We start from the raw sequence: 19115 nt of genomic DNA, 5'->3' as shown, positions 1-19115 counted from the left end.
GAAGGTGAAACATGCAAAAAATATTAAGAATAGATGAAAGTGATAATCTGATTGTAGCGCTGAAAGACTTACATGCAGGTGAGACTTATCAATGGGGAAATGAAAGCGTTACGTTAGTGACAGAGGTCAAAGCCAAGCACAAATTTGCCCTTGAAGCTATCCCTGTTGATGGCATTGTGTCTATGTATGGTACGGCAGTAGGGAAAGCCACAAAAGCTATCGCAAAAGGTGAGGCGATTACGGTTGATAATATCCGCCACTATGCTGCACCTGTTTCGTTAGAACAAGAGCCTTATGAATGGCTGGCCCCAGATGTTTCACAATATAAGGGGCGTACATTTAAAGGGTATTTACGGGATGATGGCCGCGTTGGTACGGCTAATTACTGGTTAATTTTTCCATTAGTGTTTTGTGAAAACCGCAATGTGACTAAGTTGACTGATGCTCTTAATAACGCATTGGGTTACAGCAATAATAGCTTAAAAAGTTTCGCACTTGATTTAACGGCAGGCGCACAAGAGGCAATCACTAAGCCAAAACTATTTCCACATATAGAAGGTGTTCGCTGTATTACTGTAACCAGCGGGTGCGGTGGGGCAACGTCAGACAGCAAAACGATGTGTGATGTGCTTGCGGCTTATGCAGACCATCCTAATGTCATTGGGATCACTGTATTTAGTTTAGGTTGTGAAAAAGCACAGCGGGACATGTTCAAAGAATCACTTTTTGCCCGTAATCCTAACTTTGATAAACCGACGCTGTATTTCCGTCAACAAGAATGGAACAGCGAGGAACAAATGATGCAAACGGCATTAAAGCAAACGTATGAGAGCATGAAAGCAGTTAAGCCTCAGTCTCGGGTTGATGTCCCTCTATCATATTTAAAACTAGGTGTTAAATGCGGGGCATCTGATGGTTTTTCAGGGATTTCTGGTAACCCTGCAATGGGGTTAGTTTCTGATTGGTTAGTGACTCTTGGCGGTGCATCTGGTTTAGCGGAATTCCCCGAACTCTGTGGTGCTGAAGGGGATATGGTGAAACGCTGTATCGCTTTTGATGATAAAAAGAAATTCCTTGAACTAATGGAACGCTATGAAAAAACGGCAAATTTCTTTAGTACGACCATTGCAGATAACCCAAGTCCGGGCAATATTGCAGATGGGTTGATAACAGATGCAATTAAATCAACGGGAGCGGCTAAAAAGGGGGGAACATCGCCAATTAGTGCGGTGTGTGATTATGCAGAGCCAATGCCAAATAGTGGGTTATCGTTAGTTTGTACGCCCGGTAACGATGTGGATGCGGTTACGGGGTTAGTGGCTGCGGGATGTAATGTGGTTATCTTCTCGACGGGTCTTGGTACGCCGACAGGGAACCCAATTGTTCCGGTGTTGAAAATATCCACAAATAGCGCAATAGCAGAGCGTTTATCGGATATGATTGATTATGATTGCGGGCCAATTATAGAGGGTGTCCCATTACCGACGATAAGCGAAGGGTTGTTTGAGCGTGTTATTGAAACGGCGAGTGGGGACTATAAAGTCAAAGCAGACCGTTTAGAGCAGTATGATTTTTTACTGTGGAAACGTTCACTCGATTTATAAGTTATTTAGAATAAAACTAAATATTGACGGGGTAATGATACCCCGTCAATAAACTAATACCTATTATGCGTTGTCTCTTTTCGCTTTTTGTAGTTTTTCATAAGCGGCAAGCAAGGCTTGATGTGCAGGTAACGCTTTTAGTTCATCGTCAATGGACCACAAACCATAGAAACATGATTCACCCGCAAGAGCCGCAGATGCTGCATCCACCGCTTCTTTCCCATACATACGAACAAATGCGTTGTAGTATTGAGTAGGCTCACGCTGTTCTTCTTGAGAAAGCAACAGCAGGGTTTGCAAACAACGATAATAATTCGCACGCTCTGCAGTAAATACTGAACTGTTGAAATCTTGCGTCCACTCAACCCAAGCTAATGCTTGCTCAAGGTCACCACCAGCCAGTGCTAGCATGGATTTTAGCTCACCAATACGCAGGTTGCTCCAGCCGTTATCTTTACCCACAGCTAAACCAAGTAGCTCACGGACACGGGTGAAGTCGTCTAGACCGTCATCATCTAATTGCTCAATAAGGGCAAGGTAGTCTTGCTTTTCCCATTGGCTATCCGGCAAATTAATAATAGTATCGCGTAAATAAGCCCCCATCGCATTATTGGCGATATGTAGGTCTTCAACCGGGTAAATATCAGACATACCCGGTACTAAGATACGGCATGCGTATACGCCTAAATGGTTATAGTCCGCAATATACACTTCTGCATCTAAGGTATTGAAGATACTGATAAGCGTTGCAAATTCTTCTTGGGTTGTCCCTTTGAAACTCCAATCTGCAAATGCATAATCCGCATCATCTTTGAATAGATCCCAGCTAATTAAACCACTTGAATCAATAAAGTGAGTTTCAAGATTGGTGTGTTCAGCCACTTCTTCGTCATCAAACGTTGGGGCATTGAATACATCGAGGTCTTTTAAGCCACGACCTTGCAGTAATTCAGTGACGGTACGTTCAAGGGCAACACCAAAGTCAGGGTGAGCTCCAAATGAGGCAAAACAAGTGCCATTTTGTGGGTTAAATAACACGACACAAATGACAGGGTATTTCCCACCTAATGAAGCGTCGTAGCAGAAAATTGGGAAGCCTTCTTTTTCAAGGGTATCAATAGCTTCAACTACGCTAGGATAACGTGCCATCACGTCTGCTGGGATCGTTGGTAAGCTGATACTTTCTGCGATAATTTTGTTTTTTACAAAACGTTCAAAGACTTCAGAAAGGCCTTGTACTCGGGCTTCATTCGCTGTATTTCCCGCAGACATACCGTTAGAAACGTATAAATTGCCAACGATATTCATTGGAATATAAACCGTTTTATCGTCTGATTGGCGGGTAAATGGTAGGGCGCAAATACCCCGTTCTTCATTACCTGATTGCAAATCAATTAATTGGCTTGCTGCTAATGCGTTATCTGGGTCATAGAATTTGAGCAGACGGCTATCTAATAAGCCTTCAGGCAAGCTGTCATCTTCTGTCAGTGGGAACCATTTTTCATTGGGATAATGAACAAAGTCCCCTTCAGAAATCGCTTTACCTAAGTAAAAGTCAGCAAAGAAGTAGTTAGTTGATAAACGTTCAAAATACTCGCCAAGTGCAGAGGCTAATGCCGCTTTTTTGCTCGCACCTTTGCCATTAGTAAAGCAAAGAGGGCATTCTTTATCGCGAATATGTACTGACCAAACGTTTGGTACAGGGTTTAACCAAGATGCTTCTTCAATATCAAACCCCAATTTTTTTAATTTGGTTTGAAATGCATCGATGGAATCTTCAAGAGCGGCATCTTTGCCGGGTATAAAAGTTTGGCTCATTGTCAGTCACTTGTGAGTAGGGTGTTTCAAACGGGCTATGATACGGATTTTTGTCGTCAGCCTCACGCTTTTTATTCGTTCATAGAGAAATCATCTTAAAATTCATTATTTATCGTAAAATAATTATATAGATCACATAAAACCCAGTACAAATACACATAATAACTGAAGTTTATTAATGAAAGGAAATTAAGATGAAAAACAGAAATAAAGCGCTGCTCGCGACACTGGTTTCATTGTTTGCCGTATCAGCAATTGCCCAACCCAATATTACGGTATTAGCGACGGGAGGGACTATTGCTGGAGGCGGAGATTCAGCAACCTCTTCAAACTACCAAGCAGGTAAAGTCGGGATTGACGCATTAATTAATGCTGTTCCTGAAACTAAAAAAATTGCTAATTTAAGTGGTGAGCAGTTGGTGAATATCGGTTCCCAAGATATGAATGACCAAGTTTGGCTAACACTGGCTAAAAAGATTAATCAAGATTGTGATAAAACTGATGGTTTTGTGATCACTCATGGGACTGATACATTAGAAGAAACCGCTTTTTTTCTCGATTTAACCACGAGTTGTAAAAAACCTATTGTATTAGTGGGGGCAATGCGCCCCTCAACGGCGTTAGGTGCCGACGGCCCGCTTAATTTGTATAACGCCGTCGTTTTAGCGACAGACAAATCAGCAGGGCAGCGTGGGGTTTTAATGGCTATGAATGATAAAGTTGTTCAAGGCCGCAATGTGATGAAAATGAGTACTACAGAAGTACAAGCGTTTGATGCAGTGAACTCGGGAGCCGAAGGGTTTATTCATGATGGTAAAGTGACGTACTTCCAAGCTGCCCAGCCCCGTAGTGATAAGGCGGTATTTGATGTGAGTAAACTCGAAAAACTACCGATGGTGGGTATTGTTTATAATTATGCTAATGCCTCCGCAGCACCAGTTAAAGCACTTAGAGAAGAAGGGGTTGAGGGGATAGTAAGTGCGGGAGTCGGTAATGGTAATATGTATAAAACAGTATTTGATGCCTTAGCAAACGCAGCAAAAGAAGATGTTGTGGTCGTGCGTTCAAGCCGTGTACCAACAGGCTATACCACACGCAATGCGGAAGTTGATGATAACTTATATGGCTTTGTAGCATCAGAACGGTTAAACCCACAAAAAGCACGGGTTTTACTACAATTAGCCTTGACGCAAACGAAGGATGCAAAACAAATTCAAGAACTATTTGAACAATATTAACCATGCATAGAAGGCGGTGAGTTTACCGCCTTCTAGTTACTGACCTTTCATTCTGTTAGCAACGATATTTGCCGTCATTAAGGCAAGTAACGGGATCAGTGAAAACACAGCAAATAGCCAACTCGCTGAGGATTGCGCCCCTTCAACTCCCCCTGGTACTGATAACCCTGCAAGGTTGGCGATTAACCCAGCTAAAGATGCGCCAAACGCAGTGGAGAATAGCTGCAATGTGGTAATCGCTGAAGAGGCTTTTTGTGATTCAGGGCCGATAGAAACTTGCAGGACACGGGTTAGCAAATGTGGCCAAGCTGCGCCGATACTAGCTCCTGTTGTGAATAATGCTAAGCAGATTATCCAGATTTGCAGCGTTTCAATCTGCCAAATGTTTGTTATGAAAAGTGCTAAAATAGCTAATGCACTAAAGGTAATAAAAGGGCCTATTTGTATAGTTTTTATCGCATGTTCGGGTTTGCATGAAGACGAGATAATGGCAGAACATGACCATCCTGCTCCAACTAAGGCGGCCAAGTAGCCTGACATTAATGGAGCAACACCATGAAGGGTTTGTAAAAAATAAGGGACAAAAACTTCTGTTTGCACACTTAGCCCTAATAGCGCCATCGTGAGGTAAATAGGAGCAAGTTGTGCTTTGTAATGGAATGTACCTTGGGGAAATAGTGTATTTTCGGCTGTCCGTTCAAGTTTAACTAATCGTATACATAATAAAATGGCAATTAACATCCCAAGAATAGGAATTAGACTTGCTTTACTTAGACTTCCAAGTGAAATAGCCAATACTGCGGCAGAAAGTAGCAACAAAGCTTGCAGTGGGATTGGGTCTTGAGGGCATTTTTCAGTTAAATTATGACTTGGTAAAATCAACCACGTTAGCCATAAATAAGGTATCCCAACAAATACTAAGCACCAAAATGCACCGCGCCAGATATCATATTCAGCAAAAAAACCACCTAATGCGGGGCCCAGTAATGTTGCCATCCCCCACATACTCGACATCATGGCTAATACTTTTGACCATAGGTGCTGAGGGAAAACAATATGCACCATTGAGTAGGAAAGTGTCAGTAATATTCCCCCGCCTGCTCCTTGAATAATCCGGCCAAGCAACATGATAAACATAGAAGGCGTTATGGCACAAATAACAGAGCCAATTAGGAAGATAGCAGTAGCGAGTAAATAACTCCGTTTAGGACCGAGATGGTTTAAAATCCGAGAGGTTAGTGCAGAAAGAATAATGGATGAAAGGATAAATAAAGTTGTATTCCATGCATAGAATCGGATACCACCAATATCCCTAACGACAGAAGGGAGCGTTGTGATAGTGATATAAACATTAATCGCATGTAGGCAAATGCCCCCTGCTAACGCTAGAGTTAGCCAAAGGTTTTTACCCGTAAGGAGTACGCTCCAGCCTTGTTCGTTATTCTGAGTCATCCATTTTCTCTAATATGTGAAATAAATTAAGAAAACCCAACTAAATATGCTTATACCAGTTATACATTTTTATTCAATTAGGTCAATGTGGTGATATAACTTAAGCAATTACTATAAAATTAAGATAAATAAATCATTAGATAGCTATTTATTGAATTGTTTTTTAACCCAGGCTGTTATTAGTACATGTTTAATTTTCATTATTTATCAATTGGTTACATTTTATTTTTTATTGAGTAATCAATATTGATAACCATCACTAAAAAAAATTAATGTGTCGCTGATCATATTTTGGCAACAAAGCCAGTATCTGTGTTGATAATTCGCGTCGCAAAAAATAGGCTAAATACATCACAAATAGCTTAAGTTATTGTGAATTATTAGATTTAAAAGGAAAGTTAAATCGTATTTCGGCCGAAAAATTAAAACTAAAAATTATTAGAGGAATACAAGAATGGTTAATAAACATGTCAATACTGGCAGGAAACTGCTCGTCTTAAAAATAGCCATCGCTATGCTGCCAATTGGTTATCATCCTATCATGCAAGCAGAGCAATTTTTGGAAGATTCGACACTAAAAGGTGGACTCTACTATTGGCAAAGGGATCGTTCACGTAAAGATTTAGACCCAAATAGCGACAAATATAAAAAATATGCAGATAACCTTAAGCACTCGACTTTCAACGCTAGCCTTGATTTTTCCTCAGGTTATTTTCAGGACTTTATTGGCTTAGATTTGGCTGGTTTTACCGCAATCGAATTATCCAATAGTGGGCCTGCGGCTCCCAATGAAATTGGTTTCAGTGATGCAAAGACACGCTGGGATGAAAAATATAAAGGCGACCGCAGTGGTGTGAGTATTTATAAAGCCGCGGCAAAAATGAAGTATGGGCCTTTTTGGGGAAGAGGGGGCTATATTCAACCAACAGGGCAAACACTGCTTGCTTCTCATTGGAGCTATATGCCAGGAACTTACCGAGGGGTAGAGGTTGGTGGGGTATTTGATTTTGAGCAAAGTGGTGAACTTAGCATGTCGTACATATGGGCTGACCGCTATAAAGCCCCTTGGTATCGTGATATGTACAATTTCCGAGAAGCGGATGGTAAAACAGGGATCAGTTATTTACATGCTATTGGTTTTAAATATGATTTTAAAAATTCATTAGTGTTAGAAGGTTCATACGGTCAAGCAAAGGATTATATGGACCAGTATTTTGCGAAGGTATCATATGCAGTACCTGTAGTTGACCGCGATTTACGTCTTTCTTATCAATTTTATGGCTCGAAAGATAAAGTTTCAGACGGTGGCGTTAATGACGTATACGATGGTTTAGCATGGTTACAAGCGATGACATTAGGTTATACCTATGACGAATTCGATTTTAAGGTTGAAGGGACATATGTTAAAGCTGAAGGAAACCAAGGTTATTTTTTACAACGTATGACACCGGGTTGGGCGACGTCAAACGGCCGTATGGATATATGGTGGGATGGCCGCTCTGATTGGAATGCGAACAATGAAAAAGCGGTGTATGCAGGTGTAATGTATGATTTAAAAAATTGGGATTTAGCAGGGTGGAAAGTTGGGACATCCTATATTTATGGTTGGGATGCAAAACCGAGCACTAACTCACAATACGCTCAGGATGTGCGTTTAAGAGAAAGCGCTTGGAACTTTGATATTTTATATACAGTACAATCAGGCCGTGCAAAAGACACACTATTTAAGTTGCACTTTACTAAATATGATAACCATACAGATATTCCTAGCTATGGCGGTGGTTATGGCAATATCTTCCAAGATGAAAAAGATATTAAATTTATGGTGATGATGCCATTTACTGTATTTTAATATCAATTTTTTTGAGAGTAGATTGCTGCTTTAAATTAATTATTTTGGCAGTGATCTACTAAAAATAGGAATAACATACAGACTAAATATTAAATGATGTAATGAAATAGTTAATTATACGTATATTAAGGGAATGGTGATTGAATAAAAAAGGTGAATATATTTCACCTTTTTTGAATGGTTAAAACAATACTTAGATTTATTAATAATTATATAGAAGCGATGTCTTTATCGATGTTATCGGTAGGGGTGTGAAGGTCGTGTTTTACCCTATCTTTTAATTGGGTTACTTTTTCATTATGTAAAGTAGCCTCTTTTACTTTTGCTTGCCCTGATAAAATACCACCTTTCTTAATAGATAAATTACTATATTGAATGGTTCCATGAATTTCACCATTATTTTCGATGCTTATCGAATCAGATAAACATTCCCCTTCAACTCGCCCGTTAACAATCAACTCTTTACTGGTAATGTTCCCAGTAACTTGGCCATTTAACATGACCTTCACTGTATTATTTTTCCCTATAATGTTACCAATCACTTTGCCATAAATATGTACTTGTTCATTAGAGGTAATATTACCTTCAAAAATGACATCCCTTGAGATGATGGTATTGGATTTCTCTTCACTTATAGTCGGGGTTGCTATTGTAATCTGTTCTTCTAGCTTAGCGGGTGCTTCGGGCGTGCTAGCGGTTGGTGTTGGGGTTACTTCAGGGGTTGGTTTGTTTTGTCTTTTGGTGAACATTTTACTTACCTTTTTTTGATTGAAGTGTAATATCAAGAACAAAATTGATAATACAAATGAAAATAAGGTGATGGCAGAGTAACTAAAAAACCATCCTATCAAAGTAAGAAACCAGAAGAAAAAACTAGTATTAAGAAAAAGGTAGGTTTTTTTCATCAGTTAATCTCTTACAAAATGACTAAAGCTACATAAATGAGTTTAGTCAAAAAAAATGACTACACAAAAAAAATGTAATATAACGTCTTCGTTACAGACTAAAGAATAACTGTAATTTAAGATAATACAATTATAATGAGTTAATAAGCTAAATACATATAAATTTTATATTATTGATATATTGGAAATCATCTATGATGATATTTATGTACCTATACTAATAAAGGCAGCATAATTTCTAATATAAGAAAATTCATATGTAAAATAATATAAAGGATTTGGGTTGAATTGCAACTTATTATCGAGCGCTAAATATGCAAGCTCTGTGCTGATATTTGGCGATTTAAGTGAAAGTTGTCAGAAGATTAGTGAGCTTAATCACCAATATAGTGTGAATAACAATATAATTTATGGAAATAAAAACCCCTGATAACATTTAGCAATAGCATGGTTATCAGGGGTTTTTCGTTTGTCGCTACTATGATTTATTCATAGGGTAGCAATACCTTGTGATTCTTTTACTCTTTTGCTTCGTGTGCGTCAGCATTTTCACGGCAATCACCATCTGCGCAATGGCCATATAGATATAAACTATGGTTAGATAATTTAATACCATGGCGAGCGGCGATATTTTTCTGGCGAGTTTCAATAGATTCGTCAGTAAACTCAATCACTTTGCCACAATCTAAACAGATTAAGTGGTCATGGTGATGCTGCTGAGTTAATTCGAATACAGATTTTCCACCCTCAAAGTTATGGCGGGTTACGATACCTGCATCATCAAACTGGTTTAATACACGGTATACGGTAGCTAGCCCGATCTCTTCGCCCATGTCGATCAGCTTTTTATAGAGATCTTCCGCACTGACGTGGTGGCACTCAGGCTCTTGAAGTACTTCCAAAATCTTAAGTCTTGGAAGAGTGACTTTGAGTCCAGCATTTTTCAATGCTTTATTGTTGTCTGTCATGCGGGTTTGTCCTGTATCTTAAATCATAAATTTAACAATAATGAGACGTTTTTAACATAAATTCAGTTGTCTTCTAAACTGTTTTACAATTATAGGCATGGAAAATAAAAATAGAAACCATGCTTTGTCTCATTATTTTGATAATCTCTTGAGAGCCTATCCTATTAGGATGCTTTATCGGCTATTTTAGACTAGATCACTTGTTTGAATGATGTGTTTAGAGCGACAAGTGAGCTGATCTATGGGTTAGGCTCTATTTCATATGCCTTAGCCGATAATTTCTGCTAAGGACATTTCTTCAGAGATTTGTTTTACCCATGCATCGACACGTTCATCAGTTAGTTCAGGCTGACGATCTTCATCAATGGCTAAACCAATAAAGTGATTGTCATCTGCCATACCTTTGGATACTTCAAAGTGGTAACCTTCAGTTGGCCAATGACCCACAATAACAGCACCACGAGGTTCGATGATATCGCGAATGGTTCCCATCGCATCACAGAAATATTCTGCGTAGTCTTCTTGGTCTCCACAACCAAATAAGGCGACAAGTTTACCTTCAAAATCAATTTCTTCGAGAGTTGGGAAAAAATCATCCCAATCACATTGAGCTTCACCATAATACCAAGTAGGAATACCCAGAAGTAGAATGTCAAAAGCTTCGATATCTTCTTTGCTACATTTAGCAATATCATGAACTTCTGCTACATCTTTGCCTAGTCTTTCTTGGATCATTTTGGCAATATTTTCTGTGTTACCTGTGTCACTTCCGAAGAAAATGCCTATGACTGCCATAAAGTGATTAACCTCTTGTTTTTCTAAGGGAGATAGAAGTTAGTGCTGATCTTCTATAGCTCTTTTAGAACGAAAATAAATATAATATTACGCCTTATTCTGGCGAAAAAATGCGTCTAAGTCTGTCAAATTTGTGTGATTTATCAAGATGACACTATTTGCGTATCGCTTCATTAACCTGTTCAAGTTGTGACATCAAAATTTCTTCGATCAATTCACTACGGCTTATATTTTTATCTTCAGCTAATTGGTTCAATACAGCGACAGCTTCTTCATTCAGTTTTAACTCAACTCTACGCAATCCTTTGACTTTATCGCGTTTTAGCTGGTTACGTTTGTTGATCCTTAATTGTTCATCCCGTGATAGCGGGCTTGTCTTAGGTCGCCCAGGCCTTCGTTCCTCAGCGAACAAATCCAGAGTAGTACGATCAGTTTGTTCTTTTGCCATGTCTATAACTGCTAAAGGGGTGTGCCAGTAATTCAGCGCGCAATGATACCCTAGCTAATCCCCTAGTGCTATAGCTGCATACTAGGCTAGTGTATTCAATAGGTTAAAAAAAACACACATTTAACAAAAAAGCACCACTTACAGTATGGGTGGTGCTTTTTTAGACATAATCATTGTGTCTGTTGCTGCCATAAGTTGGCATACAGGCCTTTTAATTTGAGTAAATTCTCATGAGTATCCATTTCTGTCACTTCCCCATGGCAAATAACACAAATTTTATCAGCATGCATAATAGTGTTAAGTCGATGAGCAATACTAATAACGGTTCTGCCTTGGGTGATTAGCGGCATATTTGCCATAATTGCCGCTTCTGACTCGTAATCTAAAGTCGAAGTGATTTTGAATTTTGGATGTGTGAAATTAATCGTTTAACATCAGCCAGTTAAAAGTGTTAGATGTGGCTTTTGACTGGCTTCATTCTTCGACTGTGTCGAGATTGTGACATGCTCACTATATTTGGTTAAATGTTGACCGCTAAAGTGTGCGTATTTCTGAACCATTTCTAAAGTCTCCCATCCTCCCATTTCTTTTAACACCATCAGTGGAGTTCCACTTTGTGCGTGCCAACTTGCCCATGTATGTCTGAGGTCGTGAAAAGTGAAATCAGTTATGCCAGAATCAGCCAATGCCTGGTAATAGCATTCACGATAATAGTTACTCCTTCGCTTTCCTTCGTTGGAAAACACATAGTCACCATCTTTTTCAATCCCATTTAGAATTTCAATGGCCACATCATTTAGAGGAACCGGTCTAGCTCGTCCTGACTTTGCATTATCTGCAGTTACATGAGCAACTCTTCTAACTAGGTCTACACTTTTCCATTTAAGCGATAATATCTCGCTTTTTCTCATACCCGTTAAAATAGCAATAGAAACAAAATCCTTCATCCACTTAACTTTGATGTTAGACAGTAGTAGTTCAGCTTCCCACTTTTCTAACCATCGAACCCTAACAGTGGGCTCTTTCATCCGTGGTATATAGGATGACTTGGTTAACCACCCCATTTTGTGTGCCAATGAAAAAGCCCTTAAAACAAAAGAGCGATATCTATTCTTTGTTGCACTTGTTAACTTACGCTTAGTAATGGGGCTATAATCCGGAATTGCATTTGCTATATCATCACTAGTGATTGATGAGAGCTTTTTTCCACCTAAAATAGCGATAAAATACTTAGAGTAAGCTTGCTTAGTTTTAAAGCTTGTTTGCCCCTTGGCATCCTTAAGAGCCAAAATGATTGCATCTTCAAATATCCGATCTGGTTGCTTATCAAGCTTATCCTGCTGCCACAGGTCATGCTTTAGTTTGTCGTGATATTCTTGTGCTTTTATTTTGTCTGAGGTGCCAGTAGAGCGTCTAATTCTCTCGCCAGTTGGGGTGGATACATCGACCCAATACTTGCTGCCTCTTTTGTATATTGGCATTTGGTTTTCCTCTTACTACCGACCAAAGCCAGCCGATAGACATTATTGTCGTTAAACTGCGCCTGTTCAAACTTTTTTAGGCTTTCCTTGTTTGCACGCCAAGAGCCACCAACTCTAAACATGTAATATTTTGATGGCTTCCTGTATATAGTGCTTTTTGATAGGTTCAATAGCTTCGAGTATTCTTCTACTGTGTAATATGAGTCATCCACTATTAATCTCCTTATCGATAGAGTTGACGTAATAAGTCAACCACATGATCGGTGGGAATTTCTTATGCTTTTCGCTGAGTGTTAATTGAAACTTCGGAAGGTAATCTTTGAGTATTGCAGTGCTTTGTTTGTCGCTGAGTTTTTTGAGTTGCTTTAATTTGTCTCTGCATTCACGGGCTATCTTTCGGCGTCCGTTCTCAAGCGTTACATCATCCATTTTTCCGCTTATATTGCTCATCATCATCTCCGCAATCTTTGCTGCAATATGCACTATTTGGTGCTGCTGGCATTTCTTCACACCATACGCACATTCCGTTTATTGATTTAACTATTGGCTGGCGATTTGATAATGCTGCTTGAATGTGTAATTGTTCTAGTTCATTTGCTGAGTCGATAATATCCATAATTCACCTATGCTATTTTCCATTCATTAATAAATAAACTTCCATGGCAATTCGATAATAATTATCACCATTAACTTCTATGCAATGATTGTTAAATTGACGAGCTGACCAAGTATTATTAACTCGAACCATGCTGATACCATTATCAATAATAATCGGCATTGCGTCCGCAGGGTTGTTGCAGGGGTCGTATACTGAATCATTACCAGCATTTAAAACTTTGTCTTTAATTACATAGTGTGGAATGAGTAACTTTTCAGCAACCTTTTTATTAATCTCGAAGTCAGAGAGCTTGGTGTATTTATTCATTGATCAACTCCAATTCACCTTGTGCGAAATACGTTTCAATACCATCAGGAAAATTAACTCCAATATTTAAAGTTTCACTATTATCAATCGATGTTACTTCGCATTCATAACCAACAAGATTAGAGCCGAGAATATCTTTAACCACTCTAACTTTATCGCCGATTTTAAATTTCATCTCTTATTATCTCCCCGCAAACTATCTCAACATCCCGCACCTGCATTATCTTCATAGCACGGCTCTCGCATTCTTGCTGTGTGTATATTTGCTCAGATACAGGCACAGCAGAACCCTGTATTAGCATGAGTAATACATATCCGATTATTTGCATGGTTATTTAATCTAATTTATATATAGGAATTACTTTATTATATTGCTGCTTGGAAGAGGTTATTGCATCGCTATTTTCTGATAATGAATTCAATCCATCTTCCGATATATAACCAACAGGCTCCAAACTATTAATTAAACTCTCGCGTGATGCTTGCCATGCATCCCACGCTGTTCTGGTTACAATGTAAAAATAATTACCGCGCTGGTCTCTTTTTAATTGGTCTAAATGGTTATTCTGATTTACGCTAAACCACGCTTCAAATTCCCGCCTTGATTTATCCATCACTCCACCTTTTTAAACGTTATTACCCATACCCATTCGTTATTAATCCAGCTATCAGTTCCGTATATTGCATTCCACATCAAAGCAAACTCAGATGAGTAAGCGTTTTCATATCCCTCGAAACCTTCAGCTTTAGCATCGCTTTCACTGATATAATTTACTTGCTGCAACCAAACATCAGTAATCTCAATTTCCCCTTTGATATTACCTTCCTTGTCAGCAGCGCTGATGATGTCGCCAATCTCACCATATGGGCAATCAACATCAACAAAACCATGCCTCCATGCCGCACATACTTGCTCTGATAAGGTGTAACCTTCTTGCCATGCGCCAAGCTTGCGTAACTCTTCCTCGGTTACTTTTGGCTGTGGCTCAATCGGTCTACGTGTCTGCGTTTTCTTACCATCCATGACAGCGGCTAACATTGCATCGTTAAACTTGATTCTGTCTTTCATTATTACATTACTCCATATAATAAGTATTTTTACTTACAAATATAATAATCTGTACAGCCATATTTTAACTTCTTTTCTTTTAAAAACATGGTGTTATTATTGGTTTTCCTTTTGACTACTAATGGTGAATGATATGATTTGTATGGCGTGCATTATTGATAAAAAAATAAGTAAACTAAGAACGGTTGAAATCCATAATTCTGAGTTATTGGATGGTACTGTTAATTTTCCTCTTATTGGAAATGACAAAGCCTTTTCTTATTTTGTTGAAGGGGATAGGTTTGATTTAGTCCCGCTGTATCCTCCGCAAAGATTACTAGCTGAGGTTGTATCCATTAGTAAAGATGGATACGTTAATGCTAGATTTATCTAGAATTTAATTGCCAAGGATTGGCATTCACTCCTCTTATTGCATCTATTTAATCGATATGATTAAAATAATTCATCATTGTTTTTAATTTATGACCTATAGTTAATTTGAACTTTCTAATTATTTTTGTAGTCCTCGCCGATTCTCCCTGTGTCGGCATTTTTTTATCTACTTCCTTGCTAAATTCCATGGCTTAACTATTCTTAAATTGCTTACACAGATAAATTATAAGTTTCATTCCTGCACGTCCCCTTGCCGTCAGCTCCGTGGCGGCTTTTTTATTCATTGCATCCCTGCGAGTTAATGGCGATTCTTTAATCCGTAGTAATAACCTCGCCTTAACCATCTCTCTATTTTCTTTACCACCCCGTGTTTAGCTCTAATTTCGTCAGGAATGCATGATGTATACTCTATTAAATTCAATTGCTTTCTTTTCGTGCCACAATTAATTCCAGCTTTAATGTATTCACTGCGATATTTTTTTAGCCATTCGTCTGAATTGCAGTTGGGACAAGGCCTGCTTTCATCTGAATAATCGTAATAGTCACTATGATTGTCGATATATAAGCGACCTCCGACGCATTTACCTGTCCTATGGCTTCCATAGTTGCACGAGTATTGAGTTTTGTTTTTCATATCTATCTCCTGTTTGCATCCTTGCAAATATATCCTTTGGTTAAATCACATAGGGAAGTGTTAGAAGGGTATTGGGTCGCTTTCCCAATCCATCGGTGGCTCATTCTGCGGCGCTTGCTGTGGCTGCTGAGGCTGTCGCGCTGGCTGCTGGCCTCCTGCCTGATTATTGCCACCGTTACCACCTAGCATTTGCATAGAGCCGCCGATATTTACGACCACTTCTGTTGTGTATCGGTCTTGACCGCTCAGGTCTTGCCATTTGCGCGTTTGCAGATAGCCTTCGATATAGACTTGTGAGCCTTTTTTCAGATATTCACCTGCAACCTCCGCTAATTTTCCGAAGATGCACACTCTATGCCACTCTGTCTTCTCGCGCATTTCACCCGATTGTTTATCACGCCACGATTCCGATGTGGCTAATGTGAGATTCGCTACCGCTCCACCTGATGGCATGTATCGAATTTCAGGGTCTTGGCCTAAGTGACCAATGAGAATTACCTTGTTTACGCCTTTACTAGCCATTTACGCTGCCTTTTTAAGTTCGTTAATTCTAATGCCTGTTAATCTATGGCATTCATCCTGAAGTTGCTTATTGCCTTCCAGTGCGCCCCACGTTTCCCTATATTTAGTCATGATTTCGTCTTCATTGGTCGCCTTTAATAGATAGGCTGTAAAAACATCAAGTGGGTTATCGGCTTCCTGCTGTTGGCTCACTTGTTGTTTAGAGTTATTTTGTAGAGAATTAGATGAAGGTAGCGCCCATGCTGGTAGTGTTGGGATTTGCCACCAAAATATAGTTCCATCCTTGGTTTTGGCTCTAACCCATCCATTTTGATCTTTGGGCTTTTCGGTAACGCATTTGGTAAATGACTCTTCTAGTTGATACAGGTATCTACCAATGCCCCACTGAACTGCCGCGCGCTTCATTGAGCCGGACATGCCTCCTTTAACCGCTTCCACTGCGGTATTTTCAGCACCATCCCATTTAGTGATCCATTCGTTATCAATTTTTATGGATATTCCACACATGACTCCCTTGTCCGGCGCTGGGGTGAATTCATTTTTCCAGCCTTGTTTTCCGCAAACTTCATCCAATCGCTTTTGAATAGCTCGATTTGTCACATATGCGAGAACCATTGCCCAGCAAGCACCTTTGCTTGTCTTTCCTGATTGCTGAACTCTCCATTCAATATCATTAGGGCTGAATGGCTCATCTAGTTTGTCTAAGTCCATATTTACCTCTCAAGCCAGTAATTAATACTAAACTCAACATCAGGGTCTAAGTCAGGTTGGCCTAGCAGCCAAGTTAAATACCCTGCGTTTTCTTTCTTAACTTCGGCAAATGTCATCCCTTTGTACTTGCCGAAGCGTAACTTGCTTAATAGTGATGGCTGATTAGTTATTTCTAACATTTCCGTATCTGACCACCCCGAATCATCCTTGATTCGCTTAAATAATGACGCTGTAACAATGCAGTCATATAGTGCTCTGTGAGCGTGTAGCCCATCTGGCACATGAACATCCAGTTTCAGTGCGTAGCGCAGATATTGATTGCTGTGACTTTCTAGCTCAGGCCATAAACGCCTCGCTAGTTTTAAAGTGCAGATAAAAGGCGCATTCGTTTCTGGCATCATTCGTTTATCGAACTCGGCATTATGTGCAACCAGATAATCAGCGCCTTTATAAGCATCAATTACCTCTTCAATAAGCGGGGATAGTTCAACCATCTCATCGGTGATGTGGTGAATAGCCATTGCGCTTATTGAGATTGGTTTCTGAGGGTTTACAAAGTGGGATTGCTGCGAGTTATAATCAATTTCTGCATCGTTTAAATCGATACTTGCTATTTCAACTATTCCGCTATCAAAATCACAAGTTTCAGTATCGATTACTCTATATTTAGTCACCAACTTTTCTACCTCCCATTGGTAGTTCTGGAATATTTAAATAAGGGTCAAAGTTATCTTTGAATAAATGCCTTGCATATCGCTCCAAGTCAGCCTGTCTTCGTTGCGCTTGAATGTGTTCAGGTAGAGGAGGGTAGAATTGAGACATTTCTAAGTTTTGACTTTTAACTAGTGTGGCATGAGCTAATTCTAGTGTTGAAATCCTTTCAACTGGTTGAATTTCATTGCCCGTTAGGTCACGCACTCTTCGCCTTTCGATATCTTCATCAATCATTGATAAAGCATATTTCAGGGCAGCATCCTTGCTTTTATGACTGGGGAATGCAGGTATTAAATACTTACCCATATTCACCCCTTAGCCAGCCTGTTGGCACTGATTGAGGCTGAACGCCAAGACTTTCCATGCGATAGTATTCAGCCTCTTCCTCGCGTTCCCTGCGTCTCTTCTCGGCATCCTGCTTTTGTTTAAGCTCATACTCTGAAATTCTCATGCTGCGTCCTTAATGAATAATATCCAGTGAGTTTTGTCGTTCTTGCCAACGCGCTGAACTATCGTTGGTTTATAGTCAGTAAGGGCTAGCACTTGCTTTGTAGGAATTTGAGTTTCGTTCCATTTGAAAGCCAATGTTCCGTTTGGCCGCAGCACTCGAAATGCTTCACTAAATCCTTTTGCTAAATCCTCTTTCCAAGATTCTTTATTTAATCGACCGTACTTTTTAAACATCCAACCATTGTGGCCAGCGCGAATTAAGTGAGGTGGGTCGAATACAACTTGATGGAATGAGTTATCAGGGAAGGGGAGGTTTTTAAAATCAGCGATAATATCTGGTGTTATATTTAGCTTCCTGCCATCACATAGAATGTGTTTTTCTACCCTTATATCGCTGTAAATTGCTCTGTTGTCTTGCCTGTCAAACCAAAACATGCGACTGCCGCAGCACATATCCAGAATAGGGCGCATGACTATCTCCTTACGTGAATGCGTACGTTCCACGAGTATTAACTTGATGTAAGATGCGATTTGTCTTTTCGCATTGCTGTTTAAATTTCCAATCAGCAAACAGTAATTCGACTTGTTGCTCAGTCATTTCAGATTCGCGAAGTAGGGTGAATATCTGCTGTTTTGCGTGTTTCTGCTTTGCGTTCATGCTGTACTCCGTATGCTGTTTTTAATGTTTCGTTTGCTTCGCTCCATCCGTTCTCATCCTTGAGATAACGTGCAATTCCAGCTTGCTGTTGAGCTAAACAAAGTTTGTATTTATCAATATTCATGCTTACCTCTGGATGTGCGAAACCCTCACTTATCGATTGATAGCGATTGTTATTTAGGTTCTGGTGTTGGTGCGGTGGGTTACTACTGACCGAGGGCTTTTGCGACTGCTAATAAATTCGCTTAATGAAGTCTTGCAAAGATGTTGATTGGTTTAGTTCCTTTAAGTACATTTCAGCGCCAGTCTTGATTTGCTCATAGTTATTAAATGCCTTATCAAGTTCATCGTCATTGTTCATTACGATACCGAAATCTACTTCTGCACCATCATATTGTGTGATTAGTGATAATTTTGGCTTACCATCGTCACTTTCGGTCTTTTTTACAAGCAACTGATAATTTCCACTTTCAAATAAATGTACAAATTTATTCTCCAT

At 39.5% G+C, this 19115-nt stretch carries 25 protein-coding genes and 1 pseudogene; 4 read left to right on the top strand and 22 right to left on the bottom strand.

Features of this window, described 5'->3' with window-relative positions; all coding sequences use genetic code 11:
- Positions 1 to 11 precede the first annotated feature (11 nt).
- On the top strand, positions 12 to 1604 hold the full coding sequence (locus ACIPUA_RS20190; protein ID WP_226693263.1) for a UxaA family hydrolase: 1593 nt from the start codon (positions 12 to 14) through the stop codon (positions 1602 to 1604).
- Between the two features lie 63 nt (positions 1605 to 1667).
- Here the strand turns inward: ACIPUA_RS20190 and ycaO are convergent, their stop codons facing one another.
- Positions 1668 to 3422, bottom strand: a complete 1755-nt coding sequence (gene ycaO / locus ACIPUA_RS20185) for a 30S ribosomal protein S12 methylthiotransferase accessory factor YcaO (RefSeq protein WP_071547884.1) — start codon at positions 3420 to 3422, stop codon at positions 1668 to 1670.
- 194 nt (positions 3423 to 3616) lie between these two features.
- Between ycaO and ansB the strand changes: the two genes are divergently transcribed.
- Positions 3617 to 4660, top strand: coding sequence for an L-asparaginase 2 (gene ansB, locus ACIPUA_RS20180; RefSeq protein WP_449060080.1), 1044 nt, complete (start codon positions 3617 to 3619; stop codon positions 4658 to 4660).
- A gap of 36 nt (positions 4661 to 4696) precedes the next feature.
- Here ansB and ACIPUA_RS20175 read toward each other — a convergent pair whose 3' ends face one another.
- Positions 4697 to 6112 (bottom strand): MFS transporter, encoded by a 1416-nt coding sequence (locus ACIPUA_RS20175; RefSeq protein WP_042846490.1) that lies wholly within the window; start codon positions 6110 to 6112, stop codon positions 4697 to 4699.
- A gap of 454 nt (positions 6113 to 6566) precedes the next feature.
- On the opposite strand from ACIPUA_RS20175, the gene chiP reads away from it, so the two are divergent.
- The gene (gene chiP, locus ACIPUA_RS20170) at positions 6567 to 7964 is read left to right on the top strand and encodes a chitoporin ChiP (protein WP_042846489.1); all 1398 of its coding nucleotides are present in this window, start codon (positions 6567 to 6569) and stop codon (positions 7962 to 7964) included.
- A gap of 209 nt (positions 7965 to 8173) precedes the next feature.
- Here chiP and ACIPUA_RS20165 read toward each other — a convergent pair whose 3' ends face one another.
- The 12 genes and pseudogenes from ACIPUA_RS20165 to ACIPUA_RS20110 all read right to left on the bottom strand — a co-directional run bounded on the left by ACIPUA_RS20165 (position 8174) and on the right by ACIPUA_RS20110 (position 14555).
- Positions 8174 to 8713 carry a bactofilin family protein gene (locus tag ACIPUA_RS20165; RefSeq protein WP_225832874.1) on the bottom strand — a complete coding sequence of 180 codons (540 nt, stop codon included), beginning with the start codon at positions 8711 to 8713 and terminating at the stop codon, positions 8174 to 8176.
- A 674-nt stretch (positions 8714 to 9387) separates the two neighbouring features.
- On the bottom strand, positions 9388 to 9837 hold the full coding sequence (gene fur, locus ACIPUA_RS20160; protein ID WP_042846487.1) for a ferric iron uptake transcriptional regulator: 450 nt from the start codon (positions 9835 to 9837) through the stop codon (positions 9388 to 9390).
- Between the two features lie 267 nt (positions 9838 to 10104).
- A complete protein-coding gene (gene fldA, locus ACIPUA_RS20155) occupies positions 10105 to 10632 on the bottom strand; it encodes a flavodoxin FldA (RefSeq protein ID WP_042846486.1) in 528 nt (175 codons plus the stop codon).
- A gap of 154 nt (positions 10633 to 10786) precedes the next feature.
- Complete coding sequence (ybfE, locus tag ACIPUA_RS20150) at positions 10787 to 11080, bottom strand: LexA regulated protein (RefSeq protein WP_042846485.1); 294 nt, start codon at positions 11078 to 11080, stop codon at positions 10787 to 10789.
- A 170-nt stretch (positions 11081 to 11250) separates the two neighbouring features.
- Positions 11251 to 11475, bottom strand: a pseudogene (locus ACIPUA_RS20145) (type I secretion system permease/ATPase); the annotation flags it as partial.
- Between the two features lie 39 nt (positions 11476 to 11514).
- Entirely contained in the window at positions 11515 to 12561 is a 1047-nt protein-coding gene (locus tag ACIPUA_RS20140) for a tyrosine-type recombinase/integrase (protein WP_137019268.1), read from the bottom strand.
- Between the two features lie 204 nt (positions 12562 to 12765).
- Positions 12766 to 13011 carry a hypothetical protein gene (locus ACIPUA_RS20135; RefSeq protein ID WP_195848684.1) on the bottom strand — a complete coding sequence of 82 codons (246 nt, stop codon included), beginning with the start codon at positions 13009 to 13011 and terminating at the stop codon, positions 12766 to 12768.
- Complete coding sequence (locus tag ACIPUA_RS20130) at positions 12983 to 13177, bottom strand: hypothetical protein (RefSeq protein WP_311848229.1); 195 nt, start codon at positions 13175 to 13177, stop codon at positions 12983 to 12985. Before ACIPUA_RS20130 ends, ACIPUA_RS20135 begins: the two co-directional genes overlap by 29 nt.
- A gap of 12 nt (positions 13178 to 13189) precedes the next feature.
- Complete coding sequence (locus tag ACIPUA_RS20125; RefSeq protein ID WP_283026854.1) at positions 13190 to 13486, bottom strand: phage protein NinX family protein; 297 nt, start codon at positions 13484 to 13486, stop codon at positions 13190 to 13192.
- Positions 13479 to 13661, bottom strand: coding sequence for a hypothetical protein (locus ACIPUA_RS20120; protein ID WP_283026855.1), 183 nt, complete (start codon positions 13659 to 13661; stop codon positions 13479 to 13481). Before ACIPUA_RS20120 ends, ACIPUA_RS20125 begins: the two co-directional genes overlap by 8 nt.
- A gap of 160 nt (positions 13662 to 13821) precedes the next feature.
- Positions 13822 to 14100 carry a hypothetical protein gene (locus ACIPUA_RS20115; RefSeq protein WP_449060079.1) on the bottom strand — a complete coding sequence of 93 codons (279 nt, stop codon included), beginning with the start codon at positions 14098 to 14100 and terminating at the stop codon, positions 13822 to 13824.
- Positions 14100 to 14555 carry an ASCH domain-containing protein gene (locus tag ACIPUA_RS20110; protein ID WP_449060078.1) on the bottom strand — a complete coding sequence of 152 codons (456 nt, stop codon included), beginning with the start codon at positions 14553 to 14555 and terminating at the stop codon, positions 14100 to 14102. The genes ACIPUA_RS20115 and ACIPUA_RS20110 overlap by 1 nt, the downstream gene beginning before the upstream one ends.
- Before the next feature lie 133 nt (positions 14556 to 14688).
- On the opposite strand from ACIPUA_RS20110, the gene ACIPUA_RS20105 reads away from it, so the two are divergent.
- Entirely contained in the window at positions 14689 to 14928 is a 240-nt protein-coding gene (locus ACIPUA_RS20105) for a hypothetical protein (protein WP_119246239.1), read from the top strand.
- 190 nt (positions 14929 to 15118) lie between these two features.
- Here the strand turns inward: ACIPUA_RS20105 and ACIPUA_RS20100 are convergent, their stop codons facing one another.
- The 8 genes from ACIPUA_RS20100 to ACIPUA_RS20065 all read right to left on the bottom strand — a co-directional run bounded on the left by ACIPUA_RS20100 (position 15119) and on the right by ACIPUA_RS20065 (position 19115).
- Entirely contained in the window at positions 15119 to 15271 is a 153-nt protein-coding gene (locus ACIPUA_RS20100; RefSeq protein ID WP_449060077.1) for a hypothetical protein, read from the bottom strand.
- A 350-nt stretch (positions 15272 to 15621) separates the two neighbouring features.
- Complete coding sequence (ssb, locus tag ACIPUA_RS20095; protein WP_264402912.1) at positions 15622 to 16083, bottom strand: single-stranded DNA-binding protein; 462 nt, start codon at positions 16081 to 16083, stop codon at positions 15622 to 15624.
- Positions 16084 to 16794, bottom strand: a complete 711-nt coding sequence (locus ACIPUA_RS20090) for a Rad52/Rad22 family DNA repair protein (protein WP_264402911.1) — start codon at positions 16792 to 16794, stop codon at positions 16084 to 16086.
- 2 nt (positions 16795 to 16796) lie between these two features.
- Positions 16797 to 17471, bottom strand: coding sequence for an exodeoxyribonuclease X (gene exoX, locus ACIPUA_RS20085; RefSeq protein ID WP_449060076.1), 675 nt, complete (start codon positions 17469 to 17471; stop codon positions 16797 to 16799).
- Positions 17461 to 17814, bottom strand: coding sequence for a hypothetical protein (locus ACIPUA_RS20080; protein WP_264402908.1), 354 nt, complete (start codon positions 17812 to 17814; stop codon positions 17461 to 17463). The genes exoX and ACIPUA_RS20080 overlap by 11 nt, the downstream gene beginning before the upstream one ends.
- A gap of 141 nt (positions 17815 to 17955) precedes the next feature.
- Positions 17956 to 18429 carry a class I SAM-dependent methyltransferase gene (locus ACIPUA_RS20075; RefSeq protein ID WP_198633507.1) on the bottom strand — a complete coding sequence of 158 codons (474 nt, stop codon included), beginning with the start codon at positions 18427 to 18429 and terminating at the stop codon, positions 17956 to 17958.
- A gap of 10 nt (positions 18430 to 18439) precedes the next feature.
- Positions 18440 to 18616: a hypothetical protein gene (locus tag ACIPUA_RS20070; RefSeq protein WP_272575474.1), complete on the bottom strand. Its 177-nt coding sequence runs from the start codon at positions 18614 to 18616 to the stop codon at positions 18440 to 18442.
- Between the two features lie 232 nt (positions 18617 to 18848).
- Entirely contained in the window at positions 18849 to 19115 is a 267-nt protein-coding gene (locus ACIPUA_RS20065; RefSeq protein ID WP_349489336.1) for a hypothetical protein, read from the bottom strand.

It is taken from the genome of Providencia sp. AGC89, from assembly GCF_053543535.1.
The sequence above is the reverse complement of the archived record's forward strand: the minus strand, read 5'-3'. Positions and strand labels throughout refer to the sequence as shown.

What these genes read in the sequence shown, in the direction of transcription:
- ACIPUA_RS20130 (WP_311848229.1), bottom strand. Translation starts at nt 13,177, where the DNA reads ATGGATATTATCGACTCAGCAAATGAACTAGAACAATTACACATTCAA.
- fldA (WP_042846486.1), bottom strand. Translation starts at nt 10,632, where the DNA reads ATGGCAGTCATAGGCATTTTCTTCGGAAGTGACACAGGTAACACAGAA.
- ACIPUA_RS20110 (WP_449060078.1), bottom strand. Translation starts at nt 14,555, where the DNA reads ATGAAAGACAGAATCAAGTTTAACGATGCAATGTTAGCCGCTGTCATG.
- ACIPUA_RS20105 (WP_119246239.1), top strand. Translation starts at nt 14,689, where the DNA reads ATGATTTGTATGGCGTGCATTATTGATAAAAAAATAAGTAAACTAAGA.
- ACIPUA_RS20175 (WP_042846490.1), bottom strand. Translation starts at nt 6,112, where the DNA reads ATGACTCAGAATAACGAACAAGGCTGGAGCGTACTCCTTACGGGTAAA.
- ACIPUA_RS20115 (WP_449060079.1), bottom strand. Translation starts at nt 14,100, where the DNA reads ATGGATAAATCAAGGCGGGAATTTGAAGCGTGGTTTAGCGTAAATCAG.
- ACIPUA_RS20190 (WP_226693263.1), top strand. Translation starts at nt 12, where the DNA reads ATGCAAAAAATATTAAGAATAGATGAAAGTGATAATCTGATTGTAGCG.
- ycaO (WP_071547884.1), bottom strand. Translation starts at nt 3,422, where the DNA reads ATGAGCCAAACTTTTATACCCGGCAAAGATGCCGCTCTTGAAGATTCC.
- ACIPUA_RS20135 (WP_195848684.1), bottom strand. Translation starts at nt 13,011, where the DNA reads ATGAGCAATATAAGCGGAAAAATGGATGATGTAACGCTTGAGAACGGA.
- ybfE (WP_042846485.1), bottom strand. Translation starts at nt 11,080, where the DNA reads ATGGCAAAAGAACAAACTGATCGTACTACTCTGGATTTGTTCGCTGAG.
- ACIPUA_RS20070 (WP_272575474.1), bottom strand. Translation starts at nt 18,616, where the DNA reads ATGAACGCAAAGCAGAAACACGCAAAACAGCAGATATTCACCCTACTT.
- ACIPUA_RS20100 (WP_449060077.1), bottom strand. Translation starts at nt 15,271, where the DNA reads ATGGTTAAGGCGAGGTTATTACTACGGATTAAAGAATCGCCATTAACT.
- ACIPUA_RS20165 (WP_225832874.1), bottom strand. Translation starts at nt 8,713, where the DNA reads ATGTTCACCAAAAGACAAAACAAACCAACCCCTGAAGTAACCCCAACA.
- ssb (WP_264402912.1), bottom strand. Translation starts at nt 16,083, where the DNA reads ATGGCTAGTAAAGGCGTAAACAAGGTAATTCTCATTGGTCACTTAGGC.
- ACIPUA_RS20075 (WP_198633507.1), bottom strand. Translation starts at nt 18,429, where the DNA reads ATGCGCCCTATTCTGGATATGTGCTGCGGCAGTCGCATGTTTTGGTTT.
- ACIPUA_RS20080 (WP_264402908.1), bottom strand. Translation starts at nt 17,814, where the DNA reads ATGGGTAAGTATTTAATACCTGCATTCCCCAGTCATAAAAGCAAGGAT.
- ACIPUA_RS20140 (WP_137019268.1), bottom strand. Translation starts at nt 12,561, where the DNA reads ATGCCAATATACAAAAGAGGCAGCAAGTATTGGGTCGATGTATCCACC.
- chiP (WP_042846489.1), top strand. Translation starts at nt 6,567, where the DNA reads ATGGTTAATAAACATGTCAATACTGGCAGGAAACTGCTCGTCTTAAAA.
- ACIPUA_RS20120 (WP_283026855.1), bottom strand. Translation starts at nt 13,661, where the DNA reads ATGAAATTTAAAATCGGCGATAAAGTTAGAGTGGTTAAAGATATTCTC.
- fur (WP_042846487.1), bottom strand. Translation starts at nt 9,837, where the DNA reads ATGACAGACAACAATAAAGCATTGAAAAATGCTGGACTCAAAGTCACT.
- ACIPUA_RS20125 (WP_283026854.1), bottom strand. Translation starts at nt 13,486, where the DNA reads ATGAATAAATACACCAAGCTCTCTGACTTCGAGATTAATAAAAAGGTT.
- ansB (WP_449060080.1), top strand. Translation starts at nt 3,617, where the DNA reads ATGAAAAACAGAAATAAAGCGCTGCTCGCGACACTGGTTTCATTGTTT.
- ACIPUA_RS20090 (WP_264402911.1), bottom strand. Translation starts at nt 16,794, where the DNA reads ATGGACTTAGACAAACTAGATGAGCCATTCAGCCCTAATGATATTGAA.
- ACIPUA_RS20065 (WP_349489336.1), bottom strand. Translation starts at nt 19,115, where the DNA reads ATGGAGAATAAATTTGTACATTTATTTGAAAGTGGAAATTATCAGTTG.